Here is a 13,354-nt window from a genome sequence, read left to right as displayed (position 1 = left end):
TTGCTGATCTGCGATTACTAGCGACTCCGACTTCATGGGGTCGAGTTGCAGACCCCAATCCGAACTGAGACCGGCTTTTAGGGATTCGCTCCACCTCACGGCATCGCAACCCTCTGTACCGACCATTGTAGCATGTTTGCAGCCCAAGACATAAGGGGCATGATGACTTGACGTCATCCCCACCTTCCTCCGAGTTGACCCCGGCAGTCTCCCATGAGTCCCCACCACCCCAAAAGGGCGCGCTGGCAACATGGAACAAGGGTTGCGCTCGTTGCGGGACTTAACCCAACATCTCACGACACGAGCTGACGACAGCCATGCACCACCTGTCACCCGATCCAAAGGAGGCCCCCATCTCTGAGGGTTTCCGGGCGATGTCAAGCCTTGGTAAGGTTCTTCGCGTTGCGTCGAATTAAGCAACATGCTCCGCCGCTTGTGCGGGCCCCCGTCAATTCCTTTGAGTTTTAGCCTTGCGGCCGTACTCCCCAGGCGGGGCGCTTAATGCGTTAGCTACGGCACGGAACCCGTGGAAGGACCCCACACCTAGCGCCCAACGTTTACAGCGTGGACTACCAGGGTATCTAATCCTGTTCGCTCCCCACGCTTTCGCTCCTCAGCGTCAGGTAAGGCCCAGCAAGCCGCCTTCGCCACCGGTGTTCCTCCTGATATCTGCGCATTTCACCGCTACACCAGGAATTCCGCTTGCCCCTACCTACCTCTAGCCAGCCCGTATCCACCGCAGACCCACAGTTAAGCCATGGGCTTTCACGGCAGACGCGACAAGCCACCTACGAGCTCTTTACGCCCAATAATTCCGGACAACGCTCGCGCCCTACGTATTACCGCGGCTGCTGGCACGTAGTTAGCCGGCGCTTCTTCTACAGGTACACGTCCGAATTCGTCCCTGCTGAAAGAGGTTTACAACCCGAAGGCCGTCATCCCCCACGCGGCGTCGCTGCGTCAGGCTTCCGCCCATTGCGCAATATTCCCCACTGCTGCCTCCCGTAGGAGTCTGGGCCGTGTCTCAGTCCCAGTGTGGCCGGTCGCCCTCTCAGGCCGGCTACCCGTCGTCGCCTTGGTAGGCCACTACCCCACCAACAAGCTGATAGGCCGCGAGCCCATCCCCAACCGAAAAAACTTTCCACCCCCGGCGATGCCACCGAAGGTCCTACCCGGTATTAGACCCGGTTTCCCAGGCTTATCCCGAAGTTGAGGGCAGGTTACTCACGTGTTACTCACCCGTTCGCCGCTCGAGTACCCCGAAGGGCCTTTCCGCTCGACTTGCATGTGTTAAGCACGCCGCCAGCGTTCGTCCTGAGCCAGGATCAAACTCTCCAAACAATGTCTGAAAAGCAACCCCGGCAGACACCCCATCACATGGAATGCCAACCAAAGGAATCCATCCCCACACAGACCGCCGAACCGGCAGCCCGCCATGAGAGACGGAGGTTCATGCATGATTCATGCACTGGCTTTTAACACACTGTTGAGTTCTCAAGAAACGGACGCGTACACCATCACCCGAACCCGACCAGGGATCCGAACTCCGGGGCTTCCATCTCGTATTCATACTTTATCAGCTCCGTGAATTTCGACCAAATCGAGCGATTCGATCCAAATCCACCACAACTGCTAAACTATGACACCCTGTCTCCAGGGCAACCCCTCTAACTTACCAGATCATTCAGGAGGAGGCAACCACAGTGCCTCAACCCGGATGATCCGGACGCCAGATGGGATCTGGGCAGGCCAGCAGCCCGGAAGATTTTTTGATCTTTCGGGGCGCGATCACCGCCCAACGAGGGAAAACTCTAGCAGCATCCCCGGAGTGCCCGACGCCACTTTGGTCTCAGGTAAACCTTTGACGCCTCTCAGCCATCCCAAATGCAGGCGATTCGCGCAGGGGCAACCCTTCGGCAAGTCATCCGCAATCGCCAGCCGTTACGAAGAGGGTGCGGGGCTCCGCAGGCATCACCCCGGTGTCCGGAGCCCGTCCCGTGGAGGTGGTCATCATGACGCGGTCAGAGTTCGACGACATCCGCGCTCACATCGCGGCCGAGGAGGGGGACTCTGACGATCTCCTCCAGATCGCCCGGACCTTGCTGGACGATCTGGAGCAGGCGCGGCTGCGCGAAGCGACCCTTCGCGCCCGGTACTTGGGATTGCTCACCGCCGCCCGGGCGACGATGGCATCCGACACGGTGGGGGACATCGACCCGTTGACGTTCCTGCGGCACGAGCTGGACAAGCGGGGGCAGCTGCCGACGGGCGACGACGAGGTCACGCGTATTCTCTCGGACGCCCGTACGGCCGAGGCGCTGCTCGCCGATCTGGAGCAGAAGCCGCAGAGCCGTCCGAGAACGAGCGCGCGGATGCGCCGGTGCGCCGGCGTGGCCCGCCGGCTCCCTCGGTAGCCGACCCCGGCGAAATCGGCAGAGCCACCTCACGTGTCGAGATGCCAGCCTTTGCCGTGACATGAGGGTCGTCCTGGAAGACTTCCCGCATGTGGAAGCGTGGGCTGAACTGGGCCGCCGTCGCCCTGGTGGCTGGGTTCGGCCTCCTGTGGCTGGGCGTGGTGGTCTTCGCCGCCACGGCCACCTCTGGATGGCTACGGATGGTCCAGGCCTTCTTCAGCCTTTTCCTGATCGGGTGGGCGATCAGGAAGTCGGTTCATCTGATCAGGACCGCGACCTGATCGGTTTCGCACCAGTACGCGTGTCCGGGGCGCGAGCCACTCCGCGCCTCCGGAAACCACTCATTCGGACTCCTACGGACTACTTCGCGTCGGCGTAGCAGGACACCGCGACCGCCTGCATAGGGATGCGTACGGGTATCTCGCCGAAGAGGAGCCGGGTGGCCCGCTCGGCCGCCCGGCTCACCGCGGCGGAGACCTCGTCGGCCAGTTCCCGCGGGCAGTGCACCATGACCTCGTCGTGCTGGAAGAACACCAACCTGGCCGAATCGGGCAGCAGGCCGCGCAACAGCGCCATCAGCGTGAGCGCCCATTCGGCCGCGGTCGCCTGCACGACGAAGTTGCGGGTGAAGCGCCCTCGGTCGCGGGCTGCGCGCGCCCCCTCGGGCCCGGAGACGAGGGCGACCCATCGGGCGGACGGTGGCGGGGACGTGCGCCCGAGCCAGGAGCGCACCAGCCGGCCGTCCTCTCCGGCCTTCGCGGCATCCTCGACGAAGCCGTACGCCTGCGGGAAGCGCTGGCGCATCATGGCCAGCAGCTTGGCCGCGTCGCCGCTCGTCCCCCCGTACATCGCCGACAGCATGGCGATCTTGGCGTTCTCGCGGGCGCCGCCGAACGCCTGGGCGAGCGCGGCGTACAGGTCGATCTGCCCGGCCGCGCGAGCGAGACCGCGGTCGCCCGCCATCGCCGCGAGCACGCGTGGTTCGAGCTGGGCGGCGTCGGCGACGACGAGGCTCCAGCCCTCGTCGGCGACGACCACGCGGCGCATGACCTTGGGGATCTGCAACGCGCCTCCCCCGCTCGTGGCCCAGCGCCCCGACACGACACCGCCGACGACGTACTCGGGGTGGAACCGGTCGCCGCGCACCCATTGGTGGGCCCAGGCCCAGCCGTGGAAGCTGTGGAGCCGGGAGAGCTCTTTGTAGGCGAGCAGCGGGGCGATCGCGGGGTGGTCGACCTGCTTGAGCTCGTGGGAGCGGGTCGAGGAGACGCTGAGGCCGGCGGACTTGAACGCCTTGAGGATCTGCTGCGGGGAGTCGGGGTTCACGGTGGTCCCGAAGGCGGCGCCGATCTGGTCCGCGAGAGCCTGGAGCTTGGCCGGGCGCATGCCGTGGATGGGCCGGGGGCCGAGCAGTTCGGTGAGCAGCCGGTCGTGGACGTCCTCGCGCCAGGGCATGCCCTCGTGGCTCATCTCGGCGGCGATCAGCGCCCCCGCGGACTCGGCGGCCACCAGCAGCCGGAAACGCGCGGGGTCGCGCGTGGCGCCGATGCGCCGGATCTGGTCGGTGTAGACCTCCACGGGGTCGATTCGCGGGGGTTCCGGCTCGAACAGCGTGTCCTGGACTGCGTGCGGGCCGGCGGCGTCGTCGGGGACGGGAAGGCCATGCAGCCGGGCGTAGGCGGCCTCAGCGGACCTGGGCTCGCCGTAGCGGCCCTCGTGGGCGAGGAGGAGGGACTCGGTGAGCGTGAGGTCGTGACAGCGCGATAGGCGCACCCCACGGGCCAGGAGGGCCGGGTAGACGGCGCGGGTGTCGGGCCAGACCCAGCGCGGGCCTTGGGTGCGCTCCAGCTCGCCCATGGCCGCCGCGAGATCGCCGGCGCGTCTGGCGTCTCCGCCGATGGGTCGCAGCGTGCCGCCGTCCGCGTCCGCCGTCACCGCGATCCGCATACCCGCACGATAGCCGAGGGGTCCGACATTCTTTTCGATCATCGGTTCGAGTGCGTCGTGGCGGCCTGGCACGGGGAGATCGTTGCGCGGACGGGGGCGCGGGGTCGAGTCTGATCACATGCTGGCGCTGATGAGGGCATGTCACCCGGGTCCCACGCTCGTCGTCACGGCCGTGGGGGGCGCCCTCGCGGCCATGGTCGGACGAGGGGTCGGCGGCACGCTCATGGTCGTCGCGGCCGTGCTCACGGGTCAGCTGTCGATCGGCTGGAGCAACGACTGGATCGACCGTGCTCGGGACCGGGCCACGCGGCGCTCGGACAAGCCGCTCGCCGGGGGTTCGGTCGCGTCGCGCGCGGTGGCGGTCGCGGCGTTCGCCGCCCTGGCGCTGTGCGTGCCGTTGTCGCTGGCCGCGGGCGTTCTGGCCGGGGTCGTCCACCTCGTCGCCGTCGCCTGTGGATGGCTCTACAACCTCCGGCTGAAGTCGAGCCCGGTGTCGCCGCTCCCCTTCGCGGTGGCGTTCGGGCTGTTGCCTGCCTTTGTGACGCTGGGTCTTCCCGGCAGGCCCTGGCCGGCGTGGTGGGCGCTGGTGGCGGGGGCGCTGCTCGGCATGGGCGCCCACTTCGCCAACGTCCTGCCGGACATCGACGACGATGTGGCGCTCGGCGTGCGGGGGCTTCCGCACCGTCTCGGGCCGGTGACGGCCCGGCTGGGCGCCGCCGTCCTCCTGGTGGCCGCCTCCGTGGTGATCGCGCTGGCGCCAGGCGATCGTGGCGGCGCCGTCTCGGTGGCCGGGCTCGGGGCCGTGGCGCTGGTGCTCGCGGCCGGCCTTATCGGGGCGCGGCGTTCCGTGCGGCGGGCGGCGTTCGGGGTGATGGTCGCGGTGGCGGTGATCGACGTGACGATGTTCGTCGCCCGGGGCGGCGGTCTGGTGTGAGGAGCCGGGAATGACAAAGACCCTGATACCAGGTTCTGGTATCAGGGTCTTTCGTGGTAGCGGGCAGGATTTGAACCTGTGACCTCTGGGTCATGAGGCGCGTTTTCGCATTCGAACAGCTTCCTGGCACGTCGACCTCGACGGCACTAAACTGCAGGTCAGATCACTGATCGGGGTGCCGAAGATTGTCGGCGGATTATGCGTGGTGACGCATTGTCCACGGACAAACCACGGACAAACGATCCAGGAGGATCCGCCGATGGGGTAGCGCAAGGGCCGGTACACCGTGTGCTATCTCGACCTCCGCGGCGTCCACCGCTCAGCCGGCACCTTCACCAGCAAGAAGGAAGCCAACAAGGCCTGGGATGACCTACCGCCTGCTCATCCCGCTTACCGCCGCTGATCAGGCGCAGGGCCCACTCGACCCCCGAGCCGCCCTGAAGACCATCTCCCATCACGTCGATGAATACGCCGCCCACGCCCGTCTACCGCGGGCTGCGTGAAAACTTGACACAAACGTCCAGAACTTCATGACCAAAGATCGCTAGTCCACCACTCCGTCTGCTCCGACGTCCTCGAGTCCCATCCTCGGCGCGGAGCCATGACGCTGGGCGAGACTGAGTTCCACGTGCTGCGCAGCGCTGTCCCCTGCCTTCGCCGCCGCTTCCATGCTGCCCAACTCGGCGAAATAGTCGCCGGCAAGATGAACGTTGCGAAATTCTCCGTGCGGGCCTTCCAAGGCGCCTTGGAGTTCATGGCGACCCGGCTGAGCGTAGACGTTTCCGAGCCTCCAGCGATGGATCTTGGTAGCGGCGATGATCCCGCGGGTCTCCGGGTAGAGAGTGTGGAGATCGGCCAGAAAGGTCTCTCTGATCTCAGAGTCGGGCCGCGTCATCATCTGCGCAGCTCCGTCACCTCCGGCGTAGACCATGAGGCTTCCGCCGGGTGCGCGCTCACTTGTGTTGCGAAGGACTTGAGCGTGGTTGGTGAACATGTCGAAGGACCGCCCTGGCGTCGCGAGCGCGTAGACATCGTCCCAAGGCATCGCCGTTATCTCGTTGGTCAGGATCGCCATGCTGAGGAATGGCCCGTACGTGATAGCGGCCAGAGACTCCGATGCCCGCAGAGAGATCGGTGCGATCAACGGCGCCGCGATCGGCGCGGGGACCGCCACGATGACGTGGCGTGCCTCGACGGACTCGACCCTTCCATTGACGAGGTACTCAACGTTTTGCGTGCCGCCGGATGTGGGTGCGATCCGCTGTGCCTTCGCTCCCAGACGAACCCGTCCTCCCAACGCCGTGCCCAGCGCCTCGGGCAATACGGAGGGGCCTCCCACCAGGTTTCTCGCGATCAGCGACCCTTCCCCGGCCCAGACGAGCGCGAACAGACCGATCCCGCTGCCTGCCGAGAGGCTCGTCGGCTCGGCGGTCGCTCGATGCGCGGCGCAGGCGAAGATCGAGGCGGTCCCAGCCGGAAGTGCACCAAGGAAGTCAGCGAAGGTTTTGTCGTCCAGATAGGCAAGGCGACGCCGTCGCGACTCGGCTTCCGCTTCGCCCGGGCGGGGAGCCAAGACCTTGTGATAGCGCGCGACGGCACGCTGGAGGCGCAAACCCGCTCGCGCGAAGGCGATCTTCTCTCGGAGCGGCAGGGGTAGCCGCAGCGGGTACGTCTCGACCCGGCCCGATGTCAGAATCCGATCCTTGTACGCGATGCCCATCATGCTGCCCGTGATGGGGAGTGTCTCAAGTCCGACGTCCCTGGCCATCGAGTCGACGACCCCGCCGGGGGCGGGAAAGAGGTGAGCCCCGAAGTTCAACCAGTAGTCTTCGTCGCTCGCACGCTGCGAGTACAGTCGTCCGCCGAGCCGGTCTTGCGATTCAAGCAGCACGATGCGTCGACTTCGAAGTCGCCACGCGGCCGCTAGGCCGGAGACTCCGCCGCCGATGATCACTGCGTCGAGCAGGCCCTGAGACGCCGTAGTGCTGTCCGCACTCACGCAATCACGCTCATCGAGTTGACGAGACCTGCTTCATCGAGCAGGCGACGAAGCTCGTGGCGTGCCTCAGACGCGATCGGCCGGAGCGGTGCGCGTGTCGGCCCCAGCGGGAGCCCGACCAAGTCGCAGGCGGCTTTGACGGCAGCCGGGTAGCCGGCCTCCTCCAGCAGTCGACAGATGGGACGGATCTTCTGCCACAGATGCCGGCCCGCTTCTAGGTCGCCTCGGTCGTGGATGGTCTCGAAGAACTCGACTGCGAGTCGAGGCATGAAGCTGGCGGCACCCCAAACGCTTCCCTTTGCCCCACAGGCGAGGCCCTGGAACGTCAGGGAGTCGGACCCGTTGAAGACCCGAAGACCGCCTCCGGCCGTGTGAGCAAGGAGCTCGTCTACCAGTTGTGCATCGCCGCTGGAGTCCTTCAGGTAACGGACGGCCGGCACAGCCTTGACCAGGTCGTCGATCTGCTCGACCGTGATCCGGCCACCCGTTGCGCTCGGGTAGTGGTAGGCCATGATCGGCACGTTCGGTGCCGCGCCCGAGATCTCCGCGTAATAGTCGATGACCTCCGCCCACGTCAGAGGGTCATAAAACGGAGGTACCGCCATCACGGCGGCTGCGCCCCTGGACGCGGCGTGGCGCATCAGTTCTGCGGCGTCGCAGGTGCGAAGGGCTCCGATGTGGGGGATGAGCGCCACCCGATCCCGCGTGACATCCGCAACCGTCTCGACGACCTCCAGACGTTCATCCATCGTCAACGCGGCGAACTCGCCGGTGCTCCCGCAGGGGATGACCCCTTTTACTCCGCCGGCTATCACGTACTCGACAAACGGGGCGATAGCGTCCCTGTCCACCGAGGAGCCGTCGCCGGTAAAAGGCGTTACGAGAGCAGCCATAATGCCGTCGAGTTCAAAGGCCTGATTGTCCGAAACTGAATTTTTCACTCGGTCAGTCTTTCACCAACCTGCACAGGAAGGTAGATTCAGTTCCTTTCAGGGGGCGAAAGGGATTCCTTTCCTTTGGCTTGGTCGGCGGCCAGAAAGGACGAGGGATGCCGGCTCCCGGTGGCAACCGCCTCGGGCGGCGCACGACCTCGGTGTCCCAGCGTGACGGAGTATCACCCCCCTCGCCGGGTCAGTCCAGGCCCGGCTCCCGGCTGCCGAGGGCGGATGCGCGAAGACCGTGGTTCGGCGATGCTCCGATCACGACCGACCCAAGTTGAGCCAGTCATCGCTCGACCGCGGCACCGACTCGAGAAGACGAACCGTGTACGGATCCTTTGGACTACCCAGCACGTCATCGACCGGTCCGGACTCGACAATGCTTCCGCGACACATCACATAGGCACGCTCCACAACCTGTCGAACGATGGACAGGTCGTGGGTGATGAACAGATACCCAATCCCGCGCTCGTCGCGCAATGAGGAGAACAGGTTCAAAATCTGCGCCTGGACGGAAACGTCGAGGGCCGCAACGGGCTCGTCGCAGATGAGCACGCGTGGCTTCACGGCAAGTGCACGGGCGATCGCGACCCGCTGATGCTGTCCGCCGGACAACGCCGCGGGCTTGCGCTGTGCATGCTCGGGGTCCAGTCCGACCGAGAGCAGCAGCTGAGCGACCAGGCGTTCCACGTTCTTCGCTGACGGATCGTGAGCGCTGATCGTCTCTTGGAGGGTCGAACCGATCGTGCGCATCGGGTTCAGCGACGAATAAGGGTCCTGGAAGATCATCTGAACCGAACTCCGCAGCGATCTCTGATCCTTGCGGCTGAGCTTTGAGCGATCGCTGGCGTCGATTCCGGCGATCTCGATCGAACCGCTTGATAGCCGCTCGAGACCGGCGATGATTCGCCCGAGCGTGGACTTCCCAGACCCCGACTCTCCAACGAGTCCGACGCCTTCGCCCTCGCCGACATGAATCGAGACAGACCGGAGCGCCGCGACGTCTCGCCCGCCACTTTGGAAGATCTTGCGGACGTCATTGACCGTGATCAGGGTGTTCACGGGGCCCGGCGACCCGGTTGGAACGGCCGTTCCCCCAGCGCGCGCTCGATGCGCTGCCAGTTCCGGTCGTATCTCCTCGATACGTATACAGCCCGACATGCGTCCGTCTCCGACGATACGTAGCGGGGGCGTGCCGCTGGTGCACTCTGGGCGAACCCAACCGCATCTAGGTGCGAAAGTGCACGAACCGGCAACCGAGTCCGGCGTCGGGACCGAGCCCGGTATGGCGACCAGTTCGGCCACTCGGCGGTCCGCCGGCGGCTCGGACAGGAGCAATCCGTGGGTGTACGGATGAAGGGGCTCTGCCTCCAGATCGGCCGCCGGGCCCGCCTCGACGAGGGAGCCGGCGTAGAGGACGTTGACCTGGTCGCACATCGAGAACGCGATTCTCAGATCGTGGGTGATGAGAATCAGTCCCATTCCCCGCGCCACCTGCAGGCTCTTGATGAGGGCGAGAATCTCTCGCTGCGTTGTGACGTCCAAGGCGGTCGATGGCTCGTCAGCGATGAGGATCTGGGGTTCCCTTGCCAGGGCGGCCGCGATGCCCACGCGCTGTCGCATCCCGCCTGACAGTTGGAACGGATACCTGTCGACTACGGATTCGTCGTCGATGCCGACCTCCGCCAAACGCCGGATCGCCTCGGAGCGTCGCTCCCGCCGGTTCATCCTCTTCCGGACATCGCGGCGGAGCGACTGCTCGATGATCTTGCCGCAACGGACTACCGGATTCAGCATGGTGAACGGGTTCTGCATCACGAGACCGATCTCGCGCCCCCTGACCGACTGCCACTCTCTCTCACGCAGTGCCAGCAGGTCGCGACCGTTGTAGATGGCCTGTCCGGATGCCACGAATGCCGGTGGCAGGAGCCCCGTGATCGCCTTCGCCGTCATCGACTTGCCGCTGCCGGACTCGCCGACGATTCCGACCGTCTTGCCGGGCTCGACCTTCAGACTGATCTCGGAGACGATGGTGTGGGCGCCATGCGGTCCCACCCGCTCGATTCTCAACTTCTGTACGTTCAGTCCGCCGGAGGTTCCGCGAATGGCCCCGGACTGCGTGGAAAGGGGCTGACTCACCGGATCGCTCCTTGCGCGGAAAGCCGGTCGTATACCCAATCACCGGCGAGATTCATAGCCGTGGCCGTTAGGACGATCATGGTTGCCGGCGCTAGGACGCCCACCGGGTTGGTGAAGAGCAGGCTGCGTCCCTCGCTGACCATGAGACCCCAGTCCGGAGTCCCGGCGGACACTCCCAGACCCAGGAACGAGAGTCCGGCGAGCGACACCAGCGAACTCGCGAACACCAGGCACGTGTTCGCAACTGCGATCGGCGAGACGTTGGGCCAGACGTGCATCGCCATGATTCTGGTGTCGGAAAGGCCGACGGACTTGGCCGCCTCGACGTATGGGCGCGGCACCTGCTCGATGGTCGCTCCACGGATGATTCTTGCGTCGAAGGGTGCGGTGAGGGCGATGAGCAGCCCGACTGAGAGCCAATAGCCACCACCGAAGGTGCCCGCGACCACCACGATCACCAGCATGCTGGGCAAGGAGAACATCAGGTCTGCCCAGCGCATGATGGTCGAGTCGAGTCTGCCGCCGCGGTAGCCGGCGAGTACCCCGAGCACATTTCCGATGGCCATGGAACCAAGCGCGATGACCACCGGCCCGACGACGGCCGTCCGTGTACCCGCGATCACCCGGGAGAAGACATCGCGCCCGAGGTCGTCGGTACCTAGCCAGTGTTCGGAACTTGGCTTGACCAGGCCGAGCGCCAGATCCTGCGCGTACGGATCCCGCGGCGCGATCAAGGGGCCGAAGAGCGCGAGGACAACGATCAGGCCCAACAACGCAAAGCATGCCCAGGACAGCCAGCGGGAGAAGTCGAGCTTGGACCCGAGACGCCGACGACGAGCCTGGCCCTGGGCTGCGACGAGATCGGTCACTTGGCGCTCCTGAGTCGGATGCGCGGGTCGAACGCGAGATAGGCGAGGTCGGCCGCCAAGTTCGCGATCATCACGATCGCCGCCACAAGAATCCCTACTCCTTGAATCATCGGTAGATCTTGACTCGTTGCCGCTTGGACCAGAAGCTGCCCAATGCCGGAGATGGAGAAGGTCGTTTCGACTATAACTGCGCCGACGACGAGGAAGGACAGGATCATCGCGCTCAAGCCGAGCACCGAAATGAGGGAGTTTCGAAGGATGTACCCCAGCATCACACTGACCGATGAGAGCCCGCGGGCCCGAGCAAATGTCACGTAGTCCTGATCGAGGACGGATATGACGGCGGCACGCGTGTGCTTCACGATGTATGCCGTGCCCACGATCGCAAGCGATATGGCCGGCAGCGTCAGGTGCCAGACCTCGTCCATGAACCCTTCTCCGGCGCCGAACGCGGGAAACCACCGCAGTTGTACGGCGAACGCGAAGAGCATGAGCACTCCACTGACGAATGCCGGCGTGCTCACACCCACCACAGAGATCGCGACGATGCCCCGGTCGACTCCGGTTCGCCGCTTGCGGGCCGCCAGGATTCCGAAAAGCAGGCCGAAGGACATCTCCAGCACGAAGGCATAAGCGGCGAGGAGGAGGGAGGTAGGGAGCCGTTCCTCGATCTGGTGCGCGACCGGCAAGGTGGTCTGGATGGACTCACCGAAGTCGAAGTGGAGTGCGCCCTTGAGCCAAATCCAGTACTGCGCCAGGAACGGTTCGTCCAGGTGATACTGCTCAGTCAGAAGTTTGACGGTTTCAGGCGTCCGCGGCCGCGCCCCGAGAAGAATGTCGACCGCATTGCCCGGGGCCAGGTAGAGCAACGAAAAGATCAGCACAGAGATGACGAAGAGCATCACAACGAGCGTCAGGACTCGCCGGGCAATGAAATAGGCGATTCCGCTCAGGCCCACGACCTACGCGCCTCCTCGGCGCTGTCCATGGCGCCCGTTGCCCCTGCGGAGTCGGCTGCAGCGCCCACGACCGAGCTGTCACCGATTCCCGGCCATTCGACATGGATGCTCGCGAGCGCCTCTGGCATCGAGTACCCCTGGCGCATCACGACGTAGTGCGCGTCAGGAGTCGTACTGAAGGCGGCGGTGTCGCCATCGCGGTCGAGAGCGACAACGTTCATTACCGCTGAGTTCGCGAAATCCGAGGCGATCTGCGCCAGGTCGTCGAGAGAAGCACGCCCGGCAGCGGCCAGGTCCTGACCGCAGGAAAGTCTGGCAATCAGGTCCCGCGCGAGGCCACCCCTCATCGAGAGTTCTCCCAGGCCCGTGCATCCGACGGCTCCGTACCGGTCGTCCGCGTAGATCCCTGCGCCGACGACCGGCGAGTCGCCGACGCGTCCAGGATGCTTCCACGCCCAGCCGCTGGTACTGACCGCCACGGCGAGGTGTCCATGCGAATCCCGCGCGACCACGTTCACCGTCCCGGCCACGTGCATGGGGTCCGCAGCCAGCGCGGTCAGGCGAGCAAGGGGCTCTCGGAACAACTCGAGACGGCCGGGGAAGTTGCCCTCGATTCCGTCGCGCCAGATTCGTCGTGTCTCATCGGTGAGCAGATCCTCAGTCGACATGCCCATGTCCGCAGCGAACCGGGCGGCGCCCTCGCCTACCAGGAACGTGTGCGGCAGATGCTCCATGATCGCGCGGGCGACGGTGATGGGATGCCGGTATCCCTTCAACGCTCCCACAGCGCCGACCCTCCGACGGGCTCCATCCATGATCGATGCATCGAGCTCGACCTCGCCAAGCAGGTTGGGGTAGCCCGCGTATCCGACCGAATGGTCCGCTTCGTTGTCCTCGACCACCCTGGTCGCCGCCTCGACAGCGTCGAGGGCGGTCCCCCCTGCCGCCAGGATTCGCCACGCCTCCTGGAGTCCGATTGCAGCATTGTGACTGCCGGCAACCACCACGCCATCAAGAGCCACGCTTCATCTCCACCCTTGCGGTCCCGCACGGAGCCGCTCGTCTATCTGCGTCGTCTTCCCACGACCAGTCGAGTGTTCCACGAGCCAAGATGAAGTGCTAGCCTTCATCTCCTTGGTAAGGCGAAAGGAGATC

Annotated in this window: 10 protein-coding genes and 1 rRNA gene; 3 read left to right on the top strand and 8 right to left on the bottom strand. The window is 65.2% G+C overall.

The features are described from left to right. Positions 1 to 1,341 (bottom strand): 16S ribosomal RNA (locus tag AB0H21_RS23035); the annotation flags it as partial. Positions 1,342 to 2,012: 671 nt separating this feature from the next. On the opposite strand from AB0H21_RS23035, the gene AB0H21_RS23030 reads away from it, so the two are divergent. After that, positions 2,013 to 2,414, top strand: coding sequence for a hypothetical protein (locus AB0H21_RS23030; protein WP_358519797.1), 402 nt, complete (start codon positions 2,013 to 2,015; stop codon positions 2,412 to 2,414). 89 nt (positions 2,415 to 2,503) lie between these two features. Then, positions 2,504 to 2,695, top strand: a complete 192-nt coding sequence (locus AB0H21_RS23025) for a hypothetical protein (RefSeq protein ID WP_358519794.1) — start codon at positions 2,504 to 2,506, stop codon at positions 2,693 to 2,695. A gap of 79 nt (positions 2,696 to 2,774) precedes the next feature. On the opposite strand, the gene AB0H21_RS23020 is transcribed toward AB0H21_RS23025, so the two are convergent. Continuing rightward, a complete protein-coding gene (locus AB0H21_RS23020) occupies positions 2,775 to 4,361 on the bottom strand; it encodes a bifunctional 3'-5' exonuclease/DNA polymerase (RefSeq protein ID WP_358519792.1) in 1,587 nt (528 codons plus the stop codon). Between the two features lie 130 nt (positions 4,362 to 4,491). Here AB0H21_RS23020 and AB0H21_RS23015 point away from each other — a divergent pair, with 130 nt between their 5' ends. After that, positions 4,492 to 5,295 carry a UbiA family prenyltransferase gene (locus AB0H21_RS23015; protein WP_358519789.1) on the top strand — a complete coding sequence of 268 codons (804 nt, stop codon included), beginning with the start codon at positions 4,492 to 4,494 and terminating at the stop codon, positions 5,293 to 5,295. A 544-nt stretch (positions 5,296 to 5,839) separates the two neighbouring features. On the opposite strand, the gene AB0H21_RS23010 is transcribed toward AB0H21_RS23015, so the two are convergent. The 6 genes from AB0H21_RS23010 to AB0H21_RS22985 form a co-directional block, all read right to left on the bottom strand. Next, positions 5,840 to 7,294: an NAD(P)/FAD-dependent oxidoreductase gene (locus tag AB0H21_RS23010; RefSeq protein WP_358519787.1), complete on the bottom strand. Its 1,455-nt coding sequence runs from the start codon at positions 7,292 to 7,294 to the stop codon at positions 5,840 to 5,842. Further along, positions 7,291 to 8,235: a dihydrodipicolinate synthase family protein gene (locus tag AB0H21_RS23005; protein WP_358519784.1), complete on the bottom strand. Its 945-nt coding sequence runs from the start codon at positions 8,233 to 8,235 to the stop codon at positions 7,291 to 7,293. Before AB0H21_RS23005 ends, AB0H21_RS23010 begins: the two co-directional genes overlap by 4 nt. 258 nt (positions 8,236 to 8,493) lie before the next feature. Further along, positions 8,494 to 10,371: an ABC transporter ATP-binding protein gene (locus tag AB0H21_RS23000; RefSeq protein WP_358519781.1), complete on the bottom strand. Its 1,878-nt coding sequence runs from the start codon at positions 10,369 to 10,371 to the stop codon at positions 8,494 to 8,496. Beyond that, the gene (locus tag AB0H21_RS22995) at positions 10,368 to 11,240 is read right to left on the bottom strand and encodes an ABC transporter permease (RefSeq protein WP_358519778.1); all 873 of its coding nucleotides are present in this window, start codon (positions 11,238 to 11,240) and stop codon (positions 10,368 to 10,370) included. The genes AB0H21_RS23000 and AB0H21_RS22995 overlap by 4 nt, the downstream gene beginning before the upstream one ends. Beyond that, complete coding sequence (locus AB0H21_RS22990; RefSeq protein WP_358519775.1) at positions 11,237 to 12,199, bottom strand: ABC transporter permease; 963 nt, start codon at positions 12,197 to 12,199, stop codon at positions 11,237 to 11,239. The genes AB0H21_RS22995 and AB0H21_RS22990 overlap by 4 nt, the downstream gene beginning before the upstream one ends. Further along, a complete protein-coding gene (locus AB0H21_RS22985) occupies positions 12,190 to 13,221 on the bottom strand; it encodes a N(4)-(beta-N-acetylglucosaminyl)-L-asparaginase (RefSeq protein WP_358519772.1) in 1,032 nt (343 codons plus the stop codon). Before AB0H21_RS22985 ends, AB0H21_RS22990 begins: the two co-directional genes overlap by 10 nt. Positions 13,222 to 13,354 lie beyond the last annotated feature (133 nt).

The sequence above is a fragment of the Sphaerisporangium sp. NPDC051011 genome (assembly GCF_040653595.1).
Taxonomy (GTDB): domain Bacteria; phylum Actinomycetota; class Actinomycetes; order Streptosporangiales; family Streptosporangiaceae; genus Sphaerisporangium.
This window is presented reverse-complemented; position numbering and strand designations above follow the sequence as displayed.

Excerpts from the sequence above, each read along its gene's own strand:
- AB0H21_RS23030 (WP_358519797.1), top strand. The coding sequence starts at position 2,013 with ATGACGCGGTCAGAGTTCGACGACATCCGCGCTCACATCGCGGCCGAG.
- AB0H21_RS23025 (WP_358519794.1), top strand. The coding sequence starts at position 2,504 with ATGTGGAAGCGTGGGCTGAACTGGGCCGCCGTCGCCCTGGTGGCTGGG.
- AB0H21_RS23020 (WP_358519792.1), bottom strand. The coding sequence starts at position 4,361 with ATGCGGATCGCGGTGACGGCGGACGCGGACGGCGGCACGCTGCGACCC.
- AB0H21_RS23015 (WP_358519789.1), top strand. The coding sequence starts at position 4,492 with ATGAGGGCATGTCACCCGGGTCCCACGCTCGTCGTCACGGCCGTGGGG.